Origin of the sequence: Embleya sp. NPDC020886, assembly GCF_044333915.1 — a bacterium.
Lineage (GTDB): Bacteria > Actinomycetota > Actinomycetes > Streptomycetales > Streptomycetaceae > Embleya.
In genome coordinates, this window is the sequence record NZ_JBIRRX010000001.1 from 553,386 (window position 1) to 577,973 (window position 24,588).

Sequence of the window (24,588 nt, forward strand, 5' to 3'; positions counted from 1 at the left end):
CTCCCCGCGTGCTTTCTCCCACCCGGTCGCGCGGCCCGTGGATCGGTCCTCGATCAGCCGAGCTTGGCGAGCACCGCCTTGGCCAGGGCCTCCTGGCCGAGCGCGTTGGGGTGCACCGGGGCGGCGGGCGACTCCGGCTTGATCCCCTCGACCCACTTGGTGCCCACCGGACGGCACACGTCGTGGCCGGTCGAGCCGGTGTAGGTGTCCACGTATTCCGCGCCCTGCTTGGCCGCCTCCTTGCCGAGCATGTCGTTCAGCGCGGGCACCACCTTGCGCAGGTAGGGCAGGTCGCCCTCGGCGACCGGCACCTGGGCGGGGCAGCCGGGGCCGCTCTCCGGCAGGATCGTGGGGTAGCCGACGACCAGGATCCGGGCCTTGGGCGAGCGCTCCTTGATGCCGGCGATGGTGGCGGCGACCTTCGGCCCGGTCGCGGCGATGCGCTGGGCCAACTCGTCGCCGCCGCCCGCCGTGTACTTGTCGGTGCACGGTTGGGTGGAGGTGGTGCTGCGGCTTTGCAGCAGGCAGGTGGTGATGATCTCGGAGAAGCCGATGTCGTTGCCGCCGATGCCCAGGGTGACCAGCGCGGTGTCCGGGCGCAGCGCGTCGAACTGCGGCGGCGGCGAGCCCTTGGTCTGCTGGCCGGCGCTCATGTCCGGCGTGCGGGCACCGCCGCAGGTGGCGTCGACGAGGCCGGCGATGTTGTGCTGCTTGGCGACCAGGTGCGCGTAGTTGCTCTCCGAGCGGCTGCAGCCGGGCGGCGCGGTGGGCACGATCACCGGTATCTGCACGCCCGCCGCGTACGAGTCGCCGAGCGCGACGAAGGTGGCCCCGCTCGCCGCGGCCGGCAGTGCCTTGGGGTTCGCTGCGGCACCCTTGTCGCCGCCGGGGGCGGCGGGCGCGCTCGGCGCACCGCTCTTGCGGTCGGCGGAGGTGTCCGAGCCGTCGGAGTCGTCCGAGCACGCGGACAGCGCGACGAGCGCCGTCAGTGCGGCCAGTCCCGCGATCGCCCTGCGAGTTGTGCGCACGTGCGCTCCCCCCTCGTCGTCGCCTTCCGCCGTTACCCGCCGGTAGGTCATGGTGTCCGGCGAGACTAGGCGCTCCCGCACGTGGATTCCAGCACCGACGGCCCCGGATCGAATCGGGTCACTCGGGCGCCGGTGGGCACGTGGCGCCACCGCGATCCGCCGCCGCGGTCTCAGTCGAGCTTGATCGTCTCGCGGCGCTCCCCCGGCCGCGCGCGCCGCGACCCCGGCAGGTCCTCCAGCATGGTCAGGCACTCGCGGGCGGCGTCGATCTCGATGTCCTGGAAGGTCGCGGCGACCACGTCCACCCGTTCCCCGTCGGCCTCGATCACCACCCGCCCGTCCGGGCCGTAGACCCCGCTGCGTCCGCACGCCGGGCCCGGCCCGGTGTCGCCGATGTGGTTGGCGACCACCGTGTAGCAGGTGTTCTCCAGCGCTCGGGCGGCGAAGTACAGGTCGCGGCGGTGCTCGCTGTCGCCGCGGGTGTACACCCCCGGGCACAGGTAGGCGTCGCAGCCGTCGTGCACGGCCGCGCGCACGTGTTCGGGAAAACTCACGTCGTAGGCGCTGCCCAGGCCCAGTCGCCAGCCGGCGATCTCGATGGTGCAGCCGTGGTCGCCCGGGCGGAACAGCTCGCGTTCCTCGTGCCACAGGTGTTGTCGGTCGTACGCCACGTGCGCGTCGCCGTCCCGGCCGACCACCACGAGCGAGATGGTCCGCGCGCCGCCGCGGCGCACCGCGGCGCCGACCACCGCGACCGTGCGCGTCGCGTAGCAGGCGGCCTGGAGTTCGCCGAGCCGGGTGTCGCCGGGCACGATGTCGCACGGTTTCACGTCCGGCCGGAACAGATCGAGGTCATACCCCGACAGGAACAGCTCCGGCAACACCACCACGTCGGCGCCGGCCGAGGATGCGAAGCGCACGAGTTGCGCGGCCGTGGCGACATTCGCGGGGATGTCGCCCGGCCGCGCCTGGGCCTGTGCGGCGGCGACCCTCAGCGGTTGCCTCGCGTTTTCGGCGACGTCGGTCACCCGCCGCATTCTGGCATCGTGATGGGGATCACACCATCGGCAAACCGGACAGGTTGTTCGCGACCCTGGCCGGGCTCGGCGTCCGGATCACCCGCACAACGCGTTGGGCACACTCCCGTGCGCGCTCACGTGCGGGCGGGTGGGGCGGTCCCGGTAGCCGTCCAGAAGCAGCCGATTGCGGTTCAGGCACAGTCGGTCGATCCGCGGCGTGAGCAGGTCGAACAGCGCGTACCGGTCCTGGAGTTCGGGGAACGCCCGCTGGTGGTCCAGGATCTCCTCGCGCACCAGCGCCCAGAAGCCCTGCTGCGGGATGCCCAGGTGTACCACCGCGAGATCGGCCAGATAGCGGTGGTGGCCCACCAGCAGCGCGGCGTGGATGAACTGGCACAGGTAGTCGGGCCGCTCCCGCAGCAACACCGCCGCGACCTCGGCGGGCAGGTCGGCGAGTTCGGGCAGCGGTTGGTCGCTGATGTTGACGTCGTCGACGAAGTCCTTGATCGCCAGCCGGACCGGGACGTCGTGCTCGTCGAAGACCACGATCGTGTTCTCGCCGTGTGGGGAGAACACCAGGCCGTAGCGGTACAGACAGTGCAACAGCGGCGGGAGCAGGGCGTGGAAGAGTCGGCGCAACCACACCCTGGGAGCCAGTCCCGAGCGTTCGACCAGTTCGACGACGAACGGCCGGCCGGCCGGATCCACGTGCAGCAGCGAGGCGAGGGTACGGGCGCGTTCGCCCGGATCCAGCCGCGGGGCCAGCGGTTCGCGCCAGATCGCGCCGAGCAGTTCGCGGTACTGGTAGGGCACGCCCGGCAGTTCCTCCAGCACCGGGTGGCGCACGGTCACCGACGCGGTCTCGCCCAGCATGATCACCCGGCACTCGTCGCGCAGGAACGGGTCCGCGTCGCGCAGACCGAGCACCCAGTCGGTGACCGCGGGCGCGGCCAGCGTGCGCTCGCTGGGCAGGCCGCGCCACACCAGCGTGTTCAGCACCGACAGCGGGAGTTTGACGGTGCGCCGCGCGGGCCGGTCCAGGTTCACGAAGGTACGCACCGACTGCTGCGCGAGATGCCGGTCCTCGGCCTCGCCCAGCGGCAGAATGCGTCCGGCGGCGATCTCCGGCGCGAACAGCGTCGCGATCGTCTCGTCCCACTGCCACGGATGCACCGGCAACCACAGGAAGTCGTCCGGCTCCAGCCCGCGGGCGGCCGGCACCCGACAGAAGCCCTCGATGGTCGCCGGGTCCAATTCCTCGTCGTACAACCGTGCTTCGCTCAGGCCCGGCACCGCCCGATAGGCCGCCAGGTCCCGATGCACCGCGATCCACGGCAGCCGCAGCGCCCGCCGCGCCTCCGGCGCGTAGCGGCCCGCGTCGCTCGCCGAGAAACCGACCCGGCCCTTGTTCGGCACGATCCACGGATGGCCGGTTTGATGCCCCTCCAGCTCGGCGTAGCCCAGGTCGGCCAGCGTCGCCGCGTCCGCCGCACCGCCCGCGATGGCCGCGTCGGCGGCCAGCGTCGCGGTCAATTCGCGCACCAGGTGGCCCGCGGTGTCGCCGCTGAGGCCGATCACGGTGTGTGCGTCCAGCAGGAACTGGAGCATGTCCTCGGCCGGGTCGGTGCCGCCCTCCCACTCGCGCACCACCGACGCGGGGTCCACGTGCCACGCCTCGTAGGCGCCGCGCCGGGCCCGGAAGCGGTAGTGCACATCGCCCGCGACGTCCACGGTGTAGGTGTCGCCGTCGGCGAGCGGGGTCAGCAGTTCCTCGTAGGCGAACTCGGCGAGCGACTTGGCGATCATCTCCCGGTTGACCCGTCGCCACACGTTCGGGTCGTCGGCGGGCGCGCCGGGCCGCGCGCCGGGGACCCGGGAGGCGGGCTCAGGTTCGGCGTGTCGGGCGCCCTGGTGCGGCAGTTCGGCCTCGATGGGCTCCGCTGCCGGGTTCGACTGCGACATTGCGTACCTCTGCGGGGTCGGTCGCGCCCACTCGCTGCGGTCGACGCGCGGGCTCGGTGTCGCCCGCGGCCAGGCCGAACGTGGTGAACGCGGTACGGATCGGCAGTCGGTAGACCGCGTCGCCGCACACGGAGTTGAGAATGGTCGCGGCCCGGTGCGCGCCCAGGCCCAGATCGGGGGTGCCCACGCCGTGCGTGTGCAGCTCGGCGTTTTGCGTGTACAGCCCGCCGGTGACGTGCTCGGCGAGCACGACCCGGTGATCCACGTCGATCAGTGGCCGGCCGGCGTCGTCGCGCGCGATCAGGTCCTGCATCGGATCCAGCAGCGCGGGATGTCGCTGCGCGTACCCGGTGGCCAGCACCACCCGGTCGGTGCGCACGGTGAAGGCGCGGTCCTGTTCGCCGTGTCGGCAGCCCAGTTCCACACCCTCGCGGGTGATGCGCGCGGCGGTCACCGTGACGTCGGGCATCAGCGTCGCGCGCACCCGCCCGCCCGCGATGCCCCGCTCGTAGAGCTCGTCGTGGATGGCGGCGATGGTGTCCGCGCTGATCGCCTTGTAGAGCTGCCACTGCTCGGGCAACAGGCGGTCGCGGACCGGTTCGGGCAGCGCGTGGAAGTAGCGCGTGTAGTCGGGCGTGAAGTGCTCCAGGCCGAGTTTGGAGTATTCCATCGGGGCGAACGCGGGCGAGCGGGTCAGCCAGGTCAGCCGCCGGCTCGGGCCGGTGCGCCGGCGCAGCAGGTCCAGGAAGACCTCCGCGCCGGACTGCCCCGAGCCCAGCACCGTGACGTCGCGGGCGTCGGTCAGATCCGCGCGGTGGTCGAGGTAGCGGGCCGCGTGCAGGACGTTGTTGCCGAGCAGGCCCGCGAACGGCTCCGGCACCACCGGTTCGGTGCCGATGCCCAGCACCACGTGCCGGGCGTGCACGTGGTGCCGCTCGCCGGTCCGCACGTCGGCGAACTCGACCCGGTACAGGTCGCCCTCCCAGGACACCGACCCGACGTCGCTGCCGAACCGACAGGCCGGCAGCGCCTCGGCGACCCACCGGCAGTAGTGGTCGTACTCGCGTCGCGGCACATGCAGCCGCTCGGCGAAGTAGAACGGGAACAACCGGTCGTGCGCGCGCAGATAGGCCAGGAAGGACCATGGATTGGTCGGGTCGACCAGGGTGACCAGGTCGGCCAGGAACGGCACCTGGAGGGTGGTGCCGTCCAGGAGCAGCCCCGGATGCCAACTGAAGGAGGGGGCCCGGTCCAGGAACAGCGTGCGCAGCGGCTCGACCCGGTCGGCCAGCGCGGCGAGCGCCAGGTTGAACGGCCCGATGCCCACCCCCACCAGGTCGTACACCACCGTCCCGGGGTCGGCCGCCCGGCGCGGCGCGGGCAGACGTTCGATCACCGCCGGGCACCCGAATCCCGGGCGGCGCGTCCGCGCATCATCAACGCGGCCCGCTTGTCCGGGAGTTCGACATCGCCCAGGCGGGCGAACCCGGCCCGGGCGAAGGCCGCCAGCGACGCCTCGTTGCGCACGTCGGGCTCGGCCACCACCCGCATCGTGTCGGGGGCCGCGCGCAACACCAGTTCGGTGACCGCGCGCAGCAGCAGCGAGCCGATCCCGCGCCCGCGCCACGCGGCCGGCCCGACCAGCAGGTGGATCCCCACGTCGTGCGGGCGGGCCGGGTAGTACCGGGCCAGGTCGTCCAGGTCGGCGCGATACAACTCCCAGTAGCTGATCGGTTCGTCGTCCAGGCAGCCCAGGTAGGCGTTGGTCTGCGTACGCACGGCCCGGGTCGCCAGGTGTCGGCGCACCACCTCCTCGTCTCCCGCCAGCTCCCACCAGCGGGCGATGTCGGGGTCGTTCATCCACGCGTGCAGCAGCGGCAGGTCGCGCTTGGCGTGGATCTCGTGCAGCGAGAACCGGCCCGCCGGGAGCAGGACCGCTCCCCAGCGCGCCGCCTCGGCGAGCGGGCCGGCCGGCCCCGCGCCCAGGGTCCCGGTGTTTCGGCGCGTGTTGGTCAGACGCACGGTCGGGGCCTCGGCGAGGTCGTGCCGCCGGGCTTCGGCGGGCGACGACAGGAATGACGGGCTCATACGGGGACGGGACCTCCTGGGACCGGGCTACGCGGGGGCGTCGGCGAGCGGGTTGCGGATGTGCACGTAGATCGACTGGGTCGCCACGGGACCGACGAGTTCGTCCAGACCGTGCAGTCGGGTCATCAGGTTGGCCTTGCAGCGCGGCCGGGGATCGGTGAGCAGCGAACGCGCCGCGCCGCAGGTGGGCGCGTGCGCCGCGAGCAGCGTGCGCAGCCGGGCCAGCAGCACCGGCTCCTCGATCAGGCCCTGCGCGCCGAACGCGCCGATCAGGCCGAGCAGGTTGTTCACGCCCAGGTAGTAGGCCAGCCGCTCGTCGGCGATCTCGTCCGCGACGAGGGTGTCGCTGGCCACCCCGGCCGCAGGCAGCCGCCGGGCCAGGTCGGCGGCGCGCGAGGCGCGGAAGTAGTAGCCCTGGTTGTCCCGGTAACGTCCGCCCACGGGCCAGCCGTCCGCGTCCAGCAGGACCAGGGTGTTCTGGTGGTGCGCCTCCAGGGCCACGCCCGCGTGCCGGTCCAGCCACAACACCGGCTCGGCCACCACCGCGAGGTAGCGCTCGAACCACTCCTCGGCGACCGAGGCCCGGCTGCGCTCGCCGCGCTCGGCCAGCGCGTGCACGTATCGGGCCAGCCGCGAGGGGCCGATCCCGGGTCGCTCGGCCACCAGCGCGGCCACGCACGACACCCGCTGCCGGGGCCCGAACGGGTTCGCCCGCAGCACCAGCTCCAGGCCGGCGGCAGGCCGGTCCTGGCGCGGGAACGGCTCCGGCGGCGCGACCGAGAGCCAGGCCGGGTCCCGGACGATGTCGAACTCGGGGTGCGCGAGACGCAGTTCGTGCTCCAGGCCGGAACGCAGCAGGCGGTGCACCTCGATCCCGCGCAGCAGTTCCTTGGGCAGGTTCTCCCGGCGCGAGTTGGTGATCCGCAGGCCCAACGAGAGCTTGAGCATCACCTGGGCGTCGGGTCGATAGACGGTGCGCACCGAGGAGGTGGGATGCCAGGGGGCGCCGGCGGGGCCCAGCGCGCGCAGCCGGCCCGACTCGAACAGCGCCCGCAGGTGCGCCCGCCCGGGCAGGTCCCGGGCCTGCCACGGATGGGCGGGCACCAGCACGGTTCCCTCCGGCGCGCGCAACTCGCCCGCGAACTCGGCCAGCACGTCGGCGGCCTCGCGCTCCAGCGCGCTGTCCTGCGCGACCAGGTCGGCGTCCGCGGCGAACCAGTGCAGCGCGAAGGAGCCGCGCAACTCGGGCGACCACGCGGCGTCCTCGTCCGGATCGAGCCGGTCGCGGCTCTTGGGCGTGGGATGCATCGGGTGGCCCAGGACCAGCGATTGCTCGGTGGCCAGGAACGGCGTCGTCCCGGGCGGGTCCTCGGGGTGCGCCCGGCGATGGGCGATGTAGCGCTCGGCGTGGGTGACCGAGTCGGCGACCCGGATCGCGGTGTCCCCGCACGCCCCACCGGCCGCCGGGGTGCCGCTCGCGCTCGCCTCGTCGCCCAGCAGCAGCGCCAGCGTGACCGCGTTCAACGGCCCCTCGTCGACCAGATGCGGGGCGCCGAAGCGATGCCAGCCCGCCGGCGACCAATAGCGCACGGGCACGGTGATCGTGCGCCCGATCGCGGGCAACTCGATGCTCAGCATGCTCGACTGCGGCCTGGGCAGCGCCCGTTCGCGCACCCAGCAGCGGAGCAGGCACTCGACCGTGGCCCCGTCGGCGGCGCGCCGGGCCTGCGGCGCGTCGAGGTGGTCCGATTCGGGATCCGTCCGCACGGCGGACGGGTCGGGACCCGCGATGGTCATCGCTGCTCCGTGTGGTGTCGATCGACCCGGTGGTCGATGCCCGTGGATGAGGTTGCTCTCGGGATATGGAGGTTTCGACCCGTATCGATTGTTTGTCGGTGTTGCTCGCAAACGTGCGAGGCGCGCGGAACGGATCGTTGTTGACGGAGCGTCAGCAGAGCGGCGCGCTCTCCGTGCGCCCCGCCTCGACCACTGCCTCCAGCAGGGCCGCCACATCCGCCGCGGTGGTGTTCGGGTTGAGCAGGGTGAGCTTGAGCCGGACCGAGCCCGGACCCTCGCCCAGTTCGGTCCGGCCCACCACCGCGCGCCCCTCGTGCAGCAGGCGACGGCGCAACGCGGCGTTGACCCGGTCCGTCTCGGCCGCAGCCACCGGGCCCGGCCCGTCGTGGCGCTCGGGGAGATAGCGGAACACCACCGAGGTGAGCACCGGCTCCGCGGCCAACTCCAGGCGCGGATGGGCGCGCACCGACCGCGCCGCGAACCGGGCCAGGTCGTGGCAGCGCTCCACCAACCCGCCCAACCCGGCCCGGCCCAGCGCCCGCAGGGTGACCGCGATCTTGAACACGTCCGCCCGCCGGGTGGTGCGCGGCGAGTTGCCCAACAGGCTGAAGTAGCCGGCCTGTTCGTCGTCGTCCGGATTCAGGTAGGCGGCCCGCTGCGCGAGCGGGGCCAGCAGTGCCGCGTCGCGGACCAGGAAGACCCCGGCGGCGACCGGCTGCCAGCCCAGCTTGTGCAGATCCAGGCCCACCGAATGGGCCCGGGACAATCCGGTCAACAGCGGCGCGAGCCGCTCCGAGAACAGCGCGCCGCCGCCGTAGGCCGCGTCCACATGCAGCCAAGCGCCCAACTCGCGGGCCACCGAGGCGATCGCCGGCAGCGGATCGATCGCCCCCAGGTCGGTGGTGCCCGCGGTGGCCACGATCGCCGCGATCCGGTCGTTGCCGGCCAGCACCCGGCGGCCGGCCGCGGCCAGCGCCGACGGGTCCATCCGATGATCGGCACCCGCCGGCACGGTGACCACGGCGTCCTCCCCCAGACCGAGCAGGCCCGCACAGCGGCGGATGGAGAAGTGCGCGGCCTGCGAACACAGGACCCGCCGCCGACCCACCCCCGGGCCCACCGCGTCCCGCGCCAACAGCAGGCCCATCAGGTTGGATTCGGTGCCGCCGCTGGTGATCGTGCCGCCCGCCGCCTTCGGCGCGAAGCCGACCAGACCCGCGAGCGCGGCGACCACCTCCAGCTCCAGGGCACTCGCCGCCGGGGCCTGGTCCCACGAGTCGAGCGAGGGATTGAGCGCACCGGCAACCAGATCCGCAGCCACCGCGACGGCCAGCGGCGGGCAGTGCAGATGCCCCGCACAGAACGGATCGGCCGGATCCGCGGCCCCCCACGCCAGCAGCGCGGACAACTCGCCCAGCGCGGCGAACTCACCCACGCCGACCGCCGGCAGCGCACCCGGGCCCACCGCGCCCGACCCACGCGGAGCCGGTACCGCACCCACCGCGCCCGCGCCCAGCACCCGGGCCACCTCGGCCGCGACCGCGACCGGACCGCCCGCCGGCAGCGCGCCGCCCCGCGCGCCCGCGCCGTCCGCGAGCGCGGCCAGCGCGACCTCGACCAGCGTGCGCAGCGCGTCGGCGCCCGCGACCCCGCCCGCCAGCGCGGCCCCGACCGGATGCCCGACGGGCCGCGCGCCGCTCACGCCGACTCCGATCCGGCGGGCGAGGTCCGCTGCCCGGCCCGGGCCGCCTCGATCGCCTCCGCCAGCCGCTCCAACACCGCGTCCGCCTGCACGTCGGTCATCGTCAGCGGCGGCAGCAGCCGCACCACGCTGTCGTGCCGCCCGCCCAACTCGACGATCAGCCCCCGAGCCAGCGCCTCGCGGCGCACCGCGCGGGCCAACGCGGGCGCCGCGGGCCGGGCCCCGCACCCGTCGGCGGCGGCGTCCGGCTCGACGATCTCCACGCCGAGCATCAACCCACGCCCGCGCACGTCGCCGATCGCCGGCTGACCGGGCATCAGGTCGCGCAGCGCGCCCACCAGCCGAGCCCCCAACCGGGCCGCCCGCTCGTGCAGCCGGTGCTCGCGCACGAAGGCGATCGTCGCGGTGCCGGCCGCCATCGCGAGCTGGTTGCCGCGGAAGGTGCCCGCGTGCGCGCCGGGCCACCAGTGGTCCAGTTCGGCGCGATAGACCACCACCGCGAGCGGCAGACTGCCGCCGATCGCCTTGGAGACGACCATCACGTCCGGCACCACCCCGGCGTGGTCCACGCCCCACATCGCACCGGTCCGGCCCAGGCCGGTCTGTACCTCGTCGGCGATCAACGCGATGCCGCGCTCCGCGGTCAGCCGGCGCATCTCGCGCAGCCAGCCGTCCGGCGCCGGCAACACCCCGCCCTCGCCCTGCACGGGCTCCACGATCATCCCGGCCGGCGCCGGCACCCCGCCGTTCGGGTCCTCCAGGAGCGTGCGCGCGTAATGCGCGGCCACCCGCTCGCCCTCGGCGCCGCCGGTGCCGAACGGGCAGCGATAGTGCTGCGGGAACGGCAGCCGCACGGTGTCCCCGGTGCCCGCGCCCATCGCGTCGCGAATCGCGGTGTCGCCGCTGACCGCCAACGCGCCCGCGGTCATCCCGTGGTAGGCGCCGGTGAACGCGACCACCCCACGCCGTCCGGTCGCGGTCCGGACCAGCTTCAGCGCCGCCTCCACCGCGTCGGTGCCGGCCGGCCCGCAGAACTGGATCCGGCCGTTGCGCGCCAACTCCGGCGGCAGCGTGGCGAACAGTTCCTCGACGAAGCGGTCCTTGACCGGGGTGGCCAGATCGAGCACGTGCAGCGGCGCGCCGGTGTCCAACACGGCGCGGATCGCCGCGAGCACCACGGGGTGGTTGTGGCCGAGCGCGAGCGTGCCGGCGCCGGAGAGGCAGTCGAGGTAGCGCCGGCCGTCGGCCCCCTCGACGGTCATCCCCCGGGCCCGCACCGGCACGATCGGCAACGAGCGCGCGTAGGTGCGCGCCGACGACTCGCGGGCGGCCTGTCGACGCAGGATGCCCGGCCCGTCGGCGGGCGGCGGCCCGATGCGCTGATGACCGATTCGCCCGGCCTGCCCGGAAGTGGTGGCCGGCGAAACGGTGTCCCCGGTCGCCGGACGCACCAACGCCGCGTCCGCCGAGGCGGGGTCCGGCGGCGTGCCGGCCGGCGCGGACGTGCCCGCCGCGGCGGTATCGGCGGGCGGCGCGCCCGGCGCCGGGTCCTCGATGCCGGAGCGGTCGTCCGGCCTGGTCAGGGCGGCGGTCATGACTGCGGCACCTCCACGAGGGCGATCGGAATTTAGGTAAGGCTTACCTTGAAGGAATGACCGGGAGCAACATGCTCACCACAACGAGTGACAGCCTCCGGGTCGACTGCCCCCTGTCCCAGACAACGACCGAACCGCCGCCCGATCACGGGCGCGACGCCCTCCGATACTGTCGGGCGGTCATATACGGGGGGCGCACACGGGGAGGTAGGCGCTTGACGCGCGGCGTTCGCACGCTGTTCGTCACGCTGACGGTGGCGGTGTCGCTGCTGGTGACGGGCACCGTCATGGCGTTGACACTCAACGGAGTCAGCAACGACGACGGCAACGGCAGAGGGCCGGAGGCGCTCGCGGATCCCGGCGATCCCGCGCACTGGACCCCGGAACGCATGAGCCGGGCCAAGCCCCGCGACCCCAGGGGTGAGGACGGCCCACCCGCCCCGACCGCGGCACCCGAGCAACCCGGCCCGCAACCGCCCCGAGGACCCCTGCCGGACGTGCTCGCCGAGGCCAAACCGCCACCCGTCCAAGCCCGTCAGGTGGCCCGCCCCTACACCGGCACGGCCGGCACCGTCGCCGCCGGCAAACTCTTCTTCGAAGCCCCCGACGGCCCATCCGTCTGCTCCGGCACCGTGGTCGCCGACCCCAAACGCCCCGGCCGCAGCAACCTGGTCTGGACCGCCGGCCACTGCGTACACGCCGGCCGCGGCGGCACCTGGTTCAACAGCCTGCAATTCGTACCCGCGTTCAACAGCAGCGGCCAGGCCACCCTGGCCAACCTCGGCAACCCGGGCCCGGTCGCACCGTTCGGCCAGTGGTGGGCGACCTCGGTGTCCACCTCCGATCAATGGCGCGCCGGCGGCACCGGCTCCACGTCACCCGCCACCGCCTACGACTACGCGGTCGTCGAGGTCAAGAATCCCGACCGCAGCGCGCGCAGCCTGGAGGAGGTCGTCGGCCGCGCCCTGCCGGTGTGGTTCGACGCCCCACGCGACCTGACCGACGCCGGCGCGTACGGCTACCCGCAGGACGCCCCCTTCGACGGACTGACCATGTTCGCCTGCACCCAGGACCCGCGCCGGATGACCGTCGACCCGAACAGCCCGCCCCTGCTCCGGATCGGCTGCACCATGACCGCCGGCGCCAGCGGCGGCGGCTGGTACGCCACCGCCCCCGACGGCACCCTGCGGCTGATCGGCAACAGCGCGCTCAGCGGCGCCGGCCACACCTGGATCGCCGGCCCCTACCTGGACCAGGACGCCCGCCGCATGCTGGACAACCTCAAACGCAAACGCTGAGTACGCCCGGCACAGCCGCCTTCGGACACGACAAGGGCCCGGGTCGCACACGAACATCGTGTGCGACCCGGGCCCGACCGGCCGACGGTCAGCGGTTGGCGACCACGAACCGCTCCAACTCGGCGGCGAGTTGTCGACCCACCCGAGCGTGCAGCCAGGTGCCCGCCTCGCGATGCTCGGTGGCCATCAGCTCGCCGGTCGCGTGCACCTTCGCCACCAGGTCGCCGCGCTCGTACGGCACGACCACCTCGATCTCGACATCCGGGCGCGGCAGTTCCTCGTCGATCAAGGCGAGCAGCTCGTCCATGCCCTGCCCGGTACGGGCCGACACCACGATCGCGTGCTTCTCCCGACGCAACAGCCGCGCGAGCACCTCCGGATCGGCCGCGTCCGCCTTGTTCACCACCACGATCTCGCGCACCTTGTGCGCCTCGACCTCGGTGAACACCTCGCGCACGGCCGCCAGTTGCGCCTCCGGCGTGGGATCGGAGCCGTCCACCACATGCAGGATCAGGTCCGCGTCGGCGACCTCTTCCAGGGTGGAGCGGAACGCCTCGACCAGTTGGTGCGGCAGGTGTCGCACGAAACCGACCGTGTCGGCGAGCGTGTACCCACGACCGCTGGGCGTCTCGGCCCGGCGCACCGTCGGATCCAGCGTCGCGAACAACGCGTTCTCCACCAGCACACCGGCACCGGTCAACCGGTTCAGCAGCGAGGACTTGCCCGCGTTGGTGTAGCCCGCGATGGCCACCGACGGGATGGCGTTGCGACGCCGCTCCTGCCGCTTGGTGTCCCGGGCCTTCTTCATGTCCGCGATCTCGCGGCGCATCTTGGCCATCTTCTCCCGGATGCGCCGACGATCGGTCTCGATCTTCGTCTCACCGGGACCACGCGTGGCCATCCCGCCACCGCCGCCGCCACCCATCTGACGCGACAGCGAGGCGCCCCAGCCACGCAGGCGCGGCAGCATGTACTGCATCTGCGCCAACGAGACCTGCGCCTTGCCCTCTCGGGACTTGGCGTGCTGGGCGAAGATGTCCAGGATCAACGCCGTGCGGTCCACGACCTTGACCTTGACCACGTCTTCGAGCTGAATGAGCTGACCCGGGGTCAACTCACCGTCGCAGACCACGGTGTCCGCGCCCGTGGCGATCACCACGTCGCGCAGTTCCTTGGCCTTTCCGGACCCGATGTAGGTCGCCGGGTCCGGCTTGTCCCGGCGCTGGATCAGCCCGTCCAGCACCTCCGAGCCCGCGGTCTCCGCGAGCGCGGCGAGTTCCTTGAGTGAATATTCGGCGTCCGCGGCGGTGCCGTCGGTCCAGACCCCGACCAACACGACCCGTTCCAGGCGAAGCTGTCGGTATTCGACCTCGGTGACGTCGGTCAGCTCCGTGGAGAGACCGGCGATCCGGCGCAACGCCCCGCGATCCTCGCGGTCGAACTGATCGCCGTCGTAGTCGAACGGACGGGCCCCGACGTCATCGCCCGATCCGAATCCGTCGAAGGCCGCTCCGTCGTCGAAGCCGTCGGCGTCGTCGAGATGGGGAGTCGAGTCCGTGTCGTCGTGTCCGGCGCGGTGTGAGCGAGAAGTCATATCGTCCTGTTCAACGTAGTCGGCGGGCCGCTCCATTCCCCGGGGCGGCCGTCATGATGGTCCCACGACGGCCCGCACGGGGGCATCCGGGTTTTCGGCCGGTTCGTCCACCGGCTCACCCCGAACGCATCGGCGGCTCGACCACGACCGCGCCGAACCTCTACCTCACGAGGTCAGCAGCCGCGCCTGCCCCGCGTCGGTGTGCACCTTGATCTTGTGCTGCGACTGGTCGTTGCGGGAGACCTTGACGTCGGTGTCGCCGATCGTGGTGGACACGTCCGCCGCGTACTGCTGCCCGCCCGGCACCCGCACCGTCGCCCGGCCCGCGTTGGTCTTGGCGTCCACGTCGTTCGGCGCCTTGGTGAAGGTCAGGTCGATCGACCCGGCGCCGGTCTGCGCGGTCACCTTGTCCGAGGTGACCCCCTCGCCGTCGATCTTGCCCGCGCTGGTGTGCAGGTTGAGCGTGCCGGTCACATCGCGCAGGGTCACGTTGCCCGCGTCGGTGCGGATGTCGAGCGCGGCGCCACTGCGCGGAATGGTCACCTCGTACGCCACGAAGCAGGCCTTCTTGCTCGCGCAGTCGTAGTCGAGCACCAGTTGCCCGTTGCCGTCCACGTTGTGCGTGGTCGTCGGCGCGGTCTTGTCGTAGTGCTGTTTCTCGGTCACCTTGACCGTCTTGACGTCAGCCTCCGTCACCTTGACGTTGCCCGCGTTGCTGTCCACCTTGATCGAGCGCACGCTCTGCGACACGTCGTAGGACGTGGTCTTCTTCTCCGCCTCGTGTCCGTCGGTGTCCACGTTGAATTCACACGCGGTGAGCGCCAACGGGAGCGCGACCAGCGGGACCAGCAGAGCCAATCGACGGTTGCGGGCAGACATGGTTTCTCCTTGGGTCGGGGCGGGGCCCGCCGCCCGAACGCGCGACCACTTCCCCGCTTTCCTGATACCCAGGCTAGGAAGGACCGCCCCCGCCCCGCGTCGGTCCGGCGTCGGGTAAGCCGGGTCCTTCCCTGGCAGGAGAGACCCCCGAGGCGGTCCACCTCCAGGCAGGACACGTCTCGGGGTTCTCCCGGACCCCGGTACCGGGACCGACCGGCCGCGTCAGTGCGCCAATCGGGCACCCAGAGCCGGCTCCAACGCGGCGAAATCGGCCGCCTCGGCCTCGCTCAGGACCGCGTAACCGGCCGCCACGAGCTCGTCGGTGAGCTCTTCCGCAGCCCGATACCGCTCCGCCGATTCGGCTGTGACCTCGGGAAACGGCTTCCGGTGCCCGTAGAACTCCAGGTACGGACTGCCCTCGGCCACCTGCGCCTCCAGCGCGGTGAGGCGGTGTGCGGCCAGCGCCACGATGTGCAGGCCACCCCGGTGCTCACGCAGCGTCTGCAGGTTCTGCGCGAGCCGGGCGGGGGCGTCATCCGCAAGAGGTACATCGCGCCAGGCCGAGTACAGCGGAGCCAGGCCGGCCAGGTCGTTCGCGCGCACGATCGAGGTGGTGATCTCGGCGAGTCGCTCCACCTCGGGCAGGTCCGCGAGGTGGGTGCGGCCCCACTCCCGGGCGCAGTCCGCGTACAACTCGCCCACCCGCGCGGGCGGCGCGAGCTTGCGGCCCGCCTCCCACAGCGCCAGCAGGGCCTCGGCGGTGAAGTGGTGGAACGCGCGGACCACCGCGTCGTCGTCCACGTCACCCAGCACCCCGCCGCGACCGGCGACGTACAGGGTCACGCCGTCCAGGCCCAGTTCCGCACCCCGCTCCAGCGTGTGCGGCGCGAAGAAGAAGGCCCCCGCCGCCTGCACCGTCTTCTTCACCGCGCGGGTGGTCTCACGTGCCGTGTCCATGCTGCTCATGCTGGTGTCTCCCCAAGACAGCCTTGCTTGACCGGATCATGCAAGACCTATCACGGAGCATCGGACGTGCACAGGGCTCCGCGGCACCCTCGTCCCACGCGGCGACGTCGCGGATCGTGCCTCACAGGCGGTCGAGATCCACCCGTCCCTCGGCGACGATCACGGCCGGGCCGGTCATCTCGATGTGGCCGTCCACCCGCTCGGTGATCAGCAGCCGACCACCGGGGAGATCCACCGTGTAGGTGACCGGTTCGCCGGACACGGCCGGCTCCGCGCCGTCGGCCCGCGCCGCGGCGACCATCACCGCACACGCCCCGGTGCCGCACGACCGGGTCTCCCCGGAGCCGCGCTCGTGCACCCGCATCGCCACGTGCCCCGGCGCCCGGCGCACCACGAACTCGACGTTGACCCCGTCCGGATACGCCCCCTGGGGAGAAACCGTCGGCGCCGTGTACAAGTGCCCCGCCTGGGCCAGATCCTCGACGAAGACCACGGCGTGCGGGTTGCCCATGTCGACGTTGGTCGCGGGCCGCACCCGCCCCTCGACGTCGACCCCGATCCCGGTGGAATCGGGCAGTCGGGGCACGCCCATGTCCACCGTGACCGGGCCCTCGATCGGCACGGTGACCGTCTTGATCCCACCGCGCGTGGCCACCCGCAGTTCGCCCGCCTCGGCCAGACCCTGCTCGACCAGATGCCGGGCGAACACCCGCACGCCGTTGCCGCACATCTCGGCGATCGACCCGTCGGAGTTGCGGTAGTCCATGAACCACTCGGCCTCGCCGGCCATGCGCTCGGCGGCCGGATCCTTGGCCGAGCGCACCACCCGCAACAGCCCGTCGCCGCCGATGCCCGCGCGCCGATCGCACAGCGCGGCGACCTGCTCGGTGGTCGGGACGAACTCGCCGTCCGCGTCCGGCACGATCACGAAGTCGTTCTCGGTGCCGTGGCCCTTGAAGAAGTGCAGAGTGCTCACCCGACAATCCTAGGGCGTGGCCGAGCGCGGCCCCGATGGGTTTCGTACCGGGGCCGCGCTCGGTGGTCATGGGCCGTCCGGCCCGTTATCAGCCGGGACGAACCACTCCCGCCGCGCCGCCGCCTCGGCGGGTGGGCTCCGCGACGGCCTGGACCCGGCCGCCCGGGAGGAACTCCAGCGCGGCGGCGGCGCCGATCTCCGGATTCGCCTTGAGCACGTGCCCGCGTTGTTCCAGGGCCGCGCGCAGCGGCGCGGGCACGCCGGGCTCGACCTCGGTGGCCGCGCCGTTGCGTTGGGACAACCTCGGTGCGGCGACCGCCTGCGGCAACGACAGGCCCCGGTCCAGCCGCCCGGTCAGCACCTGGAGCACGGTGGTGATGATGGTCGCGCCGCCGGGCGAGCCGACCGCGATGAACGGACGGCCGTCGCGGAGCACGATGGTCGGCGACATGCTGCTGCGCGGGCGCTTGCCCGGCGCAGGCAGGTTCGGGTCGAACACACCGGGGGTGAGCGGCGCGAAGTTGAAGTCGGTCAGCTCGTTGTTGAGCAGGAAACCGCGCCCGGGCACGGTGATCGCGCTGCCGCCGGTCTGCTCGATGGTCAGCGTGTACGACACCACGTTGCCCCAGCGGTCGGCGGTGACCAGGTGCGTCGTGGACAACCCCTCGACCGGCTCGCTCGCCTCCGGCGTGCCGGTGGGTCGGCAACCCCGGTCGTACGGCGGCCTGGGATCACCCGGCGGAACCGGACTCACCGCGGCGTGCTCGGGGTCGATCAGGCACGCGCGTTCCCTCGCGTAGCCGTCCGCGAGCAGGCCCCGAAGCGGCACGTCCACCGCGGCGGGGTCGCCGACGTAGCGGTTGCGGTCGGCGAACGCGAGGCGGGACGCCTCCAGGTAGTGGTGCGTCGCGGCCACCTCGTCCTGCCGACGCGGATCGGTGGTCTCCAGGATGTTGAGCGCCTCGCCCACCGTGGACCCGCCGGACGAGGACGGCGCCATGCCGTAGACGTCCAGACCGCGGAAGTCGACATGCGTGGGGCGCTGTTCCAGAACCCGATAGCGGGCCAGGTCGCCGGTGTCGATCAGACCCGGCCGAAAGACCCGGTCGGCGCCCGGCGCCACGGGCGGTTGTTGCGCGGTCCGCACCACCTCGCGGCCGAGCCCGCCCCGGTAGAACCAGTCCACGCCGTTGCGGCCCAACTGCTCGTAGGTGCGGGCCAGATCCGGATTGCGGAACACGCTGCCCACCACCGGCGGCGCGCCGCCCGGCAGGAACAGGCGCGCGGTCGGGGTGATGTCGTCGAACCGGGTCGCGTTCGCCGCGGTCTGGTCGTGGAAGGTCGAGTCGACCACGAACCCGCGCTCGGCCAACGCCCGCGCGGGCTCCAGCGCCGCGCGCAGGTTGGTGGTGCCCCACCTGCGCAGGGCGGTGTCCCAGGTCTGCGGGGTGCCGGGAACGCCCACCGAGAGCCCCGAGTTGACCCCCTGGTCGAACGGGATCGGCAACCCGGTGGCCGGATCCAGGAAGGCGTCCTTGTCCATCCGGGCGGGCGCCGTCTCCCGGCCGTCCAGGGTGCGCACCGTGCGACTGCGCGCGTCGTAGTAGACGAAGTAGCCGCCGCCGCCGATCCCGGACGAGTACGGCTCGGTGACCCCCAGGGCGGCGGCCGTGGCCACCGCGGCGTCCACCGCGTTGCCGCCTCGACGCAGCACGTCCAGTCCGATCCGGGTGGCGTCGGGGTCGACGCTGGAGACCGCGCCGCCCCGGCCGGTGGCCACCGGCTGCCTGGTCGGCGGGCCGGCCGACTCGCCGGGATGCGCGGACGCCACTCCCGGAATGGTCAATGCGAGCCCCAGCGCCGTACCCAGCGCCATGGCGCGACGAACAGAGCGGATCACGACCGCCTCCCCCGAGAGGTGTGTTCGGGTATGTCACGGACCTCCCACCGTGCCACGCACACCCCACCCGCAACACCCCTATCCGGGTCTGATCACCCGTTCGAGCGCGGCGTCCAGGAGATCGTCCCGGGAGTGCTCCAACCACTGGATCCGCGGGTCCCGGCGGAACCAGGTGTCCTGCCTGCGGGCGAACCGACGGGTGGTGCGCACGGTGTCCTCGCGGGCCTGTTCGTCGGAGCACTCGCCCGCGAGCATCCGCAGCACCTGCGCGTAGCCCAGCGCGCGCGAGGCGGTCCGGCCCTCGCGCAGCCCGACCCCGACCAGTTCGCGCACCTCCTCGACCAGCCCCGCCGCCCACATCCGGTCCACCCGCGCGGTGATCCGCTCGTCCAGTACCGGGCGTGGCACGTCCACCCCGATCTGCACGCTGTCGTAGAGCGAGTGGTGGGTGGGCAGCGTGGCGGTGAACGGGCGCCCGGTGAGCTCGATGACCTCCAGCGCGCGCACGATCCGGCGGGCGTTGCCCGGCAGGATCGCCGCGGCGGCGGGCGGATCGGCCGCGGCCAGCCGCGCGTGCAGCGGCCCGGGCCCCACCCGTTCGGCCTCGGCCTCCAGGCGGGCCCGGATCTCGGGGTCGGTGCCGGGGAACTCCAGGTCGTCCAGCACCGCGCGCACGTACAGCCCCGAACCCCCGACCAGCACGGGCGTGCGGCCGCGGGCCAACAGGTCGTCCACCACCGCCCGCGCGTCGCGCTGATACTCGGCCACGCTGGCGGAGCTGGTCACCTCCCACACGTCGAGCAGGTGGTGCGGGACGCCGGCGCGCTCGGCGACGGTCAGTTTGGCGGTGCCGATGTCCATGCCCTTGTAGAGCTGCATGGAGTCGGTGTTGATCACCTCCCCGTCCAGCGCGCGGGCCAAGGCGACCCCCAGATCGGACTTTCCGGCCGCAGTGGGGCCGACGACGGCTATGACACGGGGACTCACCCCCCAAGTCTGCCGGATCTCCGCACCCGCTCGTGCCGTCCCTCGTTGCGGTACGGCCGGGCGCGAGGTCGTGACCGGCTCCGCGCGCTCTCGTTGATCTCCGGCGACCCATGTACTCCGGGCGGCGGTACTCCGGGCGGCGCGGCAGTGCCCCGGATGGCGCAGCGGACCGATCCCGGCCCGCCGCCGAAATGCACGACAACGACCACAGACATACGGTCAAGGAGAAATTGTGAGTGTTTTCGACTGGTTCAAGCGACGTCCGAGTACGGCACAGGAGAGCGGCTCGTGCTGCTCGCAGAACCCGGCGGGCCCGGACACCGCCACGCTGGTCGAGGACCGGCCCGCGACGCAGCCATCGGCCGACGCCGAGGCCGAACCGGTCGAGGCGGCGGCCACCACGCCCGCTCCCCGGACTCCTGGGGACGCAGCCGCAGCGCAGGTCGCGGCGGGCGCATCCGAGAAGGAGCAGGACATGGGTGTCTTCGACAACATCAAGGCCAAGGCCGAGGGGCTGCTCGGTCAGCACGGCGACAAGGCCGACAAGGGCATCGACAAGGCCGCCGAGATGGCCGACCGCAAGACCGGCGGCAAGCACTCCGACAAGATCCGGGGTGCCTCGGACAAGGCCAAGGAGGCGCTGGACCGCAAGGCCGGCGGCGACGCGCCCGAGGCGACACCGCCCGCGCCCCCGGCCGATCCCACCGCGTGAGCCGAAAGCGGGCGGCGGTCACCGATTCCGGTGACCGCCGCCCGCTTTTTCGTCGGGGAGCGGAGCGTTTCCCCGTCAGGACCAGAGCGCCACGAAGTAGCCGACGCCGTAGGGCGCCTCGGCGTAGAGCAGCCGGCCCTCTCGACCCGGGCCCGCGGCGCCGGCCAGTACCTGCAGGGCGGGGCGGCCGGCCACCCACAACTCCCGGGCGAGCGCCGGGTCCAGCGCGGCGAGCACGTCCGGGTCGGCGTCGGCGAGCGCCGCGCCCAGTGCGCGGTCGTACGCTTCGGCGCGCGGGTCGAGGTAGCCCGGTGCCTTCTCGGTCCGGCACGCGGACCCGTCCCCGACCACCAGGAGCGCGACCCGATCCGGGCCCGCGACCAGGTCGGCGCCCCGGGTCGCACAGCGCGCCGGATCGGCGTCCGCGGCGATCTGCGCCGCGCTCACCGGGCTCGGCGCGGTCCCCGCGGCGATCCGGTCGGCGGCCCACGGCGAGCGGCCCAGCAGCCAGGCGCCGACGGTCAGCGCGGGCGAGAGCGGTTGGGGCGCGCCGGCGCCGAGGGTGACCTCCAGGTCCAGCCCGTACGGCGCGAACGTGCCGATCCCGCCGGCCTCCAGGCTCGCGTCCGCGCCGCCCGCGCCCAGCACGACCAGCCGGTCCGGGGCGCTGTCGACCAGCGCGGCCAGCGCCTGATCACACGCCGCGCGCAGCAGGTCCAGCTCCGCTACGGCCCCGCGGGCCAGCTCGGGCACGATCATCGGGGGGCACGGGACTACCGCGGCGGCTACGAGCATTCAGGGAGAGTACTAAGTGGCCGCCGCGACGCCTCTCGGGTCGCGTGATGGGATGGATCACATGCGAGAACTGATGTTGGTACGACACGGTGAGACCGAGTGGAGCAGGTCCGGGCGGCACACGGGCCTCACCGACATCCCGTTGACCCCCGACGGCGAGGCCCAGGCCAAGGCGGTGGCCGATCTGCTGGCCGGGCGCGAGTTCGGGCTCACCCTGATCAGCCCGCTGAGCCGGGCCCGGCATACCGCGGAGCTGGCCGGGATCACCGGCGGGCGGCTCGAACCGGATCTGGTCGAGTGGGACTACGGCGGCTACGAGGGCATCACCACGAACGAGATCCGCGAGAGCACCCCGGGCTGGTCCCTGTGGCGGGACGCGGTCGTTCCCGGCGACGCCGCGCATCCGGGCGAGTCGATCGCCGACGTGGGTCGCCGGGTGGACCGGGTGCTGGATCTGGTGCGGCCGGTCCTGGAAGGCGGCGAGGACGCGGTGCTGGTCGCCCACGGCCACCTGCTCCGGGTGCTGACCGCCCGCTGGCTGGGCCTGCCGCCCCGGGACGGCCGGCTGTTCCGGCTGGAGACCGCCCGGCTGTCCACGCTCGGCTTCGAGCGCGAACAGCCGGTGCTGCTCGGGTGGAACGTGAGCTGAGCGGTGCTCAGTCGCAGCAGGCGACCCCGGTCGGCGCCGGCACCGGCGCCGGAGCGCCGATTTGCGGCATGCCCAGCAGCACGCCGGGCTTGGCCGCGGGGGCCGCGTTGCGGCGTTCCCACGCGTCGCCCGCGCGGGTGCGCCGGATCGCCAGGGGCGGCCGCTCGGCGAGCAGGTGGTGCGGCGCGGCGTAGGTGATTTCGACCGAGACCATGTCGCCGGGGCGCACCCCGTCGGCGGGGCGTTCGAAGTGCACGAGGCGGTTGTCCGGGGCCCGCCCGGACAGCCGCGCGGTGTCGTGGTCCTTGCGCCCCTCGCCCTCGGCGACCAGCACCTCCAGGGTGCGGCCGACCTGGGTGCGGTTCTCCGTCCAGGAGATCTCCTCCTGGAGCGCGAGCAGCCGCTGGTAGCGCTCGGTGACGACCTCCTTGGGCACCTGGCCGTCCATGGTGGCCGCCGGGGTGCCCGGGCGCTTGGAGTACTGGAACGTGAACGCGGCGGCGAACCGGGCCTCGCGCACGGTGTGCAGGGTCTGTTCGAAGTCCTCGTCGGTCTCGCCGGGGAAGCCCACGATGATGTCGGTGGAGATCGCCGCGTCCGGCATCGCCGCCCGGACCCGCTCGATGATCCCCAGGTACCGATCCTGGCGGTAGGAGCGGCGCATCGCGCGCAACATCGTGTCCGAGCCGGATTGCAGCGGCATGTGCAACTGGTGCATCACGTTCGGCGTCTCGGCCATCGCCGCGATCACGTCGTCGGTGAAGTCGCGCGGGTGCGGCGAGGTGAAGCGCACCCGCTCCAGGCCCTCGACGCGCCCGCACGAGCGGAGCAGCTTGGAGAACGCCTCGCGATCGCCCATGTCCGAGCCGTACGCGTTGACGTTCTGGCCGAGCAGGGTGACCTCGATCACACCCTCGCCGACCAGCGTCTCGATCTCGGCGAGCACGTCGCCGGGTCGGCGGTCCTTCTCCTTGCCGCGCAGCGCGGGCACGATGCAGAACGTGCAGGTGTTGTTGCAGCCCACCGAGATCGCCACCCACGCCGCGTACGCCGACTCGCGCCGGGTGGGCAGCGTGGAGGGGAAGACGTCGAGCGACTCCAGGATCTCGACCTGGGCCTCCTGCTCGACCCGGGCCCGCTCCAGGAGCACCGGCAGCGAGCCCACGTTGTGCGTGCCGAAGACCACGTCCACCCACGGCGCCCTGCGCACGATGGTGTCCCGGTCCTTTTGCGCGAGGCAGCCGCCGACCGCGATCTGCATGTCCGGGTTCTCGGCCTTCGCGGGCGCGAGGTGGCCCAGGTTCCCGTACAGCTTGTTGTCCGCGTTCTCGCGGACGGCGCACGTGTTGAAGACGACCACGTCGGCCGACTCCCCCTTGGGCGCGCGCACGTATCCCGCGTCCTCCAACAGACCGGACAGCCGCTCGGAGTCGTGGACGTTCATCTGGCACCCGTAGGTGCGGACCTCATAGCTTCGCGCAGTCATAACACCCGACAGGGTACGGGGTTTGCTTCCGAGCGTGTGTGGCCGACCTCCATGGCAATATCGCGGCCGTGCCCTCCTTGTCGTTCCTCCCCGTTTCCCTGCGCGACGCCTGCGCGCGCCGACCAGGCCCGGTTCGGGTCGGGCTGATCGCGCTGGTGCTGTTGTGCCTGGTCGGCGGGTATCTGATCTTCTCGCGGGAGGACCGGCCGACTCCGGGTGGACCGGTCTCGCTGGCCACGGGAGTGCCGACCGGGGTCTACCACCGCTACGGCGAACTGTTGCGACCTCGGCTGTCCGCGGACCTGGACGTCAAGGTCACGGTGGACTCCAGCGGCGGGTCGGTGGAGAACCTGCGCCGGGTGATCGAGGGCGTGGACACCTTCGGCATCGCCACCGCCGACGCGGTGGCCGATCTGGGGCCGGGCGACCGGGAACGACTGCGCGCGGTCGCCCGGTTGTACGACGACTACGTGCAACTGGTGGTGCCGGTCGGTTCGCCGGTGCAAAAGATCACCGACCTGCGCGGGCGTCGGGTGGTGGTGGGACTGCCGGGGTCGGGCGTGGAGTTGATCACTCGCCGGTTGCTGAGCGAGGTGGGCATGGGCGACCTGGAGCGGGCCGTCACCCCGGTCCCGATCGGCATCGGCGAGGCCACCCAGCGGCTGCGCGACGGCACGGTGGACGCGTTCTTCTGGTCCGGTGGGCTGCCCACCGGGGCGGTCTCCGACCTGGCCGAGCACTGGTCGTTGCGGCTGGTGCCGCTGGGCGACCTCGCGGGCAAGCTGCGCGATCGCTACGGGCCGGTCTACCGCGAGGCGGTGGTGCCCGCGGACGCCTATCCCGGCGGCACCGAGACGCCCACCATCGCGGTGCCGAACCTGCTGGTCACCCGGGCCGCGCAGGATCCGGAGCTGATCAGGCGGGTGACCGAGACGGTGATGGAGAACCGGGAGGCGATCGGACGCGAGGTGCACGCCGCCCAGTTGGTCGACCCCAGGACGGCGATCTTCACCGATCCGCTCCCGCTGCACACGGGTGCCCAGCGGTGGTACCGATCGGTGAAACCCTGATCGGACAGATCGTGATGCCCAGGGCGTCGCGCGAAGCGGCTCCGATGGCACATGCTGGGTTCGTGTCATCGTGTTCGGGACCGAC

General features: G+C 72.8%; 20 protein-coding genes. 4 read left to right on the forward strand and 16 right to left on the reverse strand.

Annotated features, from left to right (window positions below):
- Nucleotides 1-53: 53 nt before the first annotated feature.
- The 8 genes from ACH4U8_RS02295 to ACH4U8_RS02330 form a co-directional block, all read right to left on the reverse strand.
- Entirely contained in the window at nt 54-1,028 is a 975-nt protein-coding gene (locus ACH4U8_RS02295; protein ID WP_395775587.1) for an SGNH/GDSL hydrolase family protein, read from the reverse strand.
- A gap of 170 nt (nt 1,029-1,198) precedes the next feature.
- Nucleotides 1,199-2,056 carry a carbon-nitrogen hydrolase family protein gene (locus ACH4U8_RS02300; RefSeq protein WP_360312806.1) on the reverse strand — a complete coding sequence of 286 codons (858 nt, stop codon included), beginning with the start codon at nt 2,054-2,056 and terminating at the stop codon, nt 1,199-1,201.
- Nucleotides 2,057-2,143: 87 nt separating this feature from the next.
- The gene (locus ACH4U8_RS02305) at nt 2,144-4,009 is read right to left on the reverse strand and encodes an IucA/IucC family protein (RefSeq protein WP_395775588.1); all 1,866 of its coding nucleotides are present in this window, start codon (nt 4,007-4,009) and stop codon (nt 2,144-2,146) included.
- Nucleotides 3,933-5,405 (reverse strand): lysine N(6)-hydroxylase/L-ornithine N(5)-oxygenase family protein, encoded by a 1,473-nt coding sequence (locus ACH4U8_RS02310; RefSeq protein WP_395775589.1) that lies wholly within the window; start codon nt 5,403-5,405, stop codon nt 3,933-3,935. The genes ACH4U8_RS02305 and ACH4U8_RS02310 overlap by 77 nt, the downstream gene beginning before the upstream one ends.
- Entirely contained in the window at nt 5,402-6,097 is a 696-nt protein-coding gene (locus ACH4U8_RS02315) for a GNAT family N-acetyltransferase (protein WP_395775590.1), read from the reverse strand. Before ACH4U8_RS02315 ends, ACH4U8_RS02310 begins: the two co-directional genes overlap by 4 nt.
- A gap of 27 nt (nt 6,098-6,124) precedes the next feature.
- Nucleotides 6,125-7,894, reverse strand: a complete 1,770-nt coding sequence (locus ACH4U8_RS02320) for an IucA/IucC family protein (RefSeq protein WP_395775591.1) — start codon at nt 7,892-7,894, stop codon at nt 6,125-6,127.
- 151 nt (nt 7,895-8,045) lie between these two features.
- The gene (locus ACH4U8_RS02325; RefSeq protein ID WP_395775592.1) at nt 8,046-9,596 is read right to left on the reverse strand and encodes a pyridoxal phosphate-dependent decarboxylase family protein; all 1,551 of its coding nucleotides are present in this window, start codon (nt 9,594-9,596) and stop codon (nt 8,046-8,048) included.
- The gene (locus ACH4U8_RS02330; protein WP_395775593.1) at nt 9,593-11,191 is read right to left on the reverse strand and encodes a diaminobutyrate--2-oxoglutarate transaminase; all 1,599 of its coding nucleotides are present in this window, start codon (nt 11,189-11,191) and stop codon (nt 9,593-9,595) included. The genes ACH4U8_RS02325 and ACH4U8_RS02330 overlap by 4 nt, the downstream gene beginning before the upstream one ends.
- A gap of 215 nt (nt 11,192-11,406) precedes the next feature.
- Between ACH4U8_RS02330 and ACH4U8_RS02335 the strand changes: the two genes are divergently transcribed.
- On the forward strand, nt 11,407-12,489 hold the full coding sequence (locus ACH4U8_RS02335) for a hypothetical protein (RefSeq protein WP_360312795.1): 1,083 nt from the start codon (nt 11,407-11,409) through the stop codon (nt 12,487-12,489).
- Nucleotides 12,490-12,577: 88 nt separating this feature from the next.
- Here ACH4U8_RS02335 and hflX read toward each other — a convergent pair whose 3' ends face one another.
- From hflX to miaA, 6 genes are all read right to left on the reverse strand, one after another.
- Nucleotides 12,578-14,083 carry a GTPase HflX gene (gene hflX, locus ACH4U8_RS02340; RefSeq protein ID WP_395775594.1) on the reverse strand — a complete coding sequence of 502 codons (1,506 nt, stop codon included), beginning with the start codon at nt 14,081-14,083 and terminating at the stop codon, nt 12,578-12,580.
- Nucleotides 14,084-14,248: 165 nt separating this feature from the next.
- The gene (locus ACH4U8_RS02345; RefSeq protein WP_360312791.1) at nt 14,249-14,962 is read right to left on the reverse strand and encodes a DUF4097 family beta strand repeat-containing protein; all 714 of its coding nucleotides are present in this window, start codon (nt 14,960-14,962) and stop codon (nt 14,249-14,251) included.
- A 222-nt stretch (nt 14,963-15,184) separates the two neighbouring features.
- Nucleotides 15,185-15,928 carry a hypothetical protein gene (locus ACH4U8_RS02350; protein ID WP_380020584.1) on the reverse strand — a complete coding sequence of 248 codons (744 nt, stop codon included), beginning with the start codon at nt 15,926-15,928 and terminating at the stop codon, nt 15,185-15,187.
- A gap of 121 nt (nt 15,929-16,049) precedes the next feature.
- The gene (dapF, locus tag ACH4U8_RS02355) at nt 16,050-16,904 is read right to left on the reverse strand and encodes a diaminopimelate epimerase (protein WP_360312787.1); all 855 of its coding nucleotides are present in this window, start codon (nt 16,902-16,904) and stop codon (nt 16,050-16,052) included.
- 88 nt (nt 16,905-16,992) lie between these two features.
- Nucleotides 16,993-18,780, reverse strand: coding sequence for a gamma-glutamyltransferase (gene ggt / locus ACH4U8_RS02360; protein WP_395775987.1), 1,788 nt, complete (start codon nt 18,778-18,780; stop codon nt 16,993-16,995).
- Nucleotides 18,781-18,882: 102 nt separating this feature from the next.
- Nucleotides 18,883-19,791, reverse strand: coding sequence for a tRNA (adenosine(37)-N6)-dimethylallyltransferase MiaA (gene miaA, locus ACH4U8_RS02365; RefSeq protein WP_395775595.1), 909 nt, complete (start codon nt 19,789-19,791; stop codon nt 18,883-18,885).
- 232 nt (nt 19,792-20,023) lie between these two features.
- Here miaA and ACH4U8_RS02370 point away from each other — a divergent pair, with 232 nt between their 5' ends.
- Nucleotides 20,024-20,503 (forward strand): antitoxin, encoded by a 480-nt coding sequence (locus ACH4U8_RS02370; RefSeq protein WP_360312783.1) that lies wholly within the window; start codon nt 20,024-20,026, stop codon nt 20,501-20,503.
- Between the two features lie 75 nt (nt 20,504-20,578).
- Here ACH4U8_RS02370 and ACH4U8_RS02375 read toward each other — a convergent pair whose 3' ends face one another.
- A complete protein-coding gene (locus ACH4U8_RS02375) occupies nt 20,579-21,298 on the reverse strand; it encodes a hypothetical protein (protein ID WP_395775596.1) in 720 nt (239 codons plus the stop codon).
- A 61-nt stretch (nt 21,299-21,359) separates the two neighbouring features.
- Between ACH4U8_RS02375 and ACH4U8_RS02380 the strand changes: the two genes are divergently transcribed.
- The gene (locus tag ACH4U8_RS02380; RefSeq protein ID WP_395775988.1) at nt 21,360-21,947 is read left to right on the forward strand and encodes a histidine phosphatase family protein; all 588 of its coding nucleotides are present in this window, start codon (nt 21,360-21,362) and stop codon (nt 21,945-21,947) included.
- Between the two features lie 7 nt (nt 21,948-21,954).
- Here the strand turns inward: ACH4U8_RS02380 and miaB are convergent, their stop codons facing one another.
- Nucleotides 21,955-23,433: a tRNA (N6-isopentenyl adenosine(37)-C2)-methylthiotransferase MiaB gene (gene miaB, locus ACH4U8_RS02385; RefSeq protein WP_395775597.1), complete on the reverse strand. Its 1,479-nt coding sequence runs from the start codon at nt 23,431-23,433 to the stop codon at nt 21,955-21,957.
- Between the two features lie 77 nt (nt 23,434-23,510).
- On the opposite strand from miaB, the gene ACH4U8_RS02390 reads away from it, so the two are divergent.
- Nucleotides 23,511-24,503 carry a TAXI family TRAP transporter solute-binding subunit gene (locus ACH4U8_RS02390; protein WP_379988900.1) on the forward strand — a complete coding sequence of 331 codons (993 nt, stop codon included), beginning with the start codon at nt 23,511-23,513 and terminating at the stop codon, nt 24,501-24,503.
- The last annotated feature ends 85 nt before the right edge of the window (nt 24,504-24,588 follow it).

Excerpts from the sequence above, each read along its gene's own strand:
- ACH4U8_RS02305 (WP_395775588.1), bottom strand. The coding sequence starts at position 4,009 with ATGTCGCAGTCGAACCCGGCAGCGGAGCCCATCGAGGCCGAACTGCCG.
- ACH4U8_RS02315 (WP_395775590.1), bottom strand. The coding sequence starts at position 6,097 with ATGAGCCCGTCATTCCTGTCGTCGCCCGCCGAAGCCCGGCGGCACGAC.
- ACH4U8_RS02320 (WP_395775591.1), bottom strand. The coding sequence starts at position 7,894 with ATGACCATCGCGGGTCCCGACCCGTCCGCCGTGCGGACGGATCCCGAA.
- ACH4U8_RS02330 (WP_395775593.1), bottom strand. The coding sequence starts at position 11,191 with ATGACCGCCGCCCTGACCAGGCCGGACGACCGCTCCGGCATCGAGGAC.
- hflX (WP_395775594.1), bottom strand. The coding sequence starts at position 14,083 with ATGACTTCTCGCTCACACCGCGCCGGACACGACGACACGGACTCGACT.
- ACH4U8_RS02345 (WP_360312791.1), bottom strand. The coding sequence starts at position 14,962 with ATGTCTGCCCGCAACCGTCGATTGGCTCTGCTGGTCCCGCTGGTCGCG.
- ACH4U8_RS02350 (WP_380020584.1), bottom strand. The coding sequence starts at position 15,928 with ATGAGCAGCATGGACACGGCACGTGAGACCACCCGCGCGGTGAAGAAG.
- ggt (WP_395775987.1), bottom strand. The coding sequence starts at position 18,780 with ATGGCGCTGGGTACGGCGCTGGGGCTCGCATTGACCATTCCGGGAGTG.
- ACH4U8_RS02375 (WP_395775596.1), bottom strand. The coding sequence starts at position 21,298 with ATGCTCGTAGCCGCCGCGGTAGTCCCGTGCCCCCCGATGATCGTGCCC.
- ACH4U8_RS02380 (WP_395775988.1), top strand. The coding sequence starts at position 21,360 with ATGCGAGAACTGATGTTGGTACGACACGGTGAGACCGAGTGGAGCAGG.
- miaB (WP_395775597.1), bottom strand. The coding sequence starts at position 23,433 with ATGACTGCGCGAAGCTATGAGGTCCGCACCTACGGGTGCCAGATGAAC.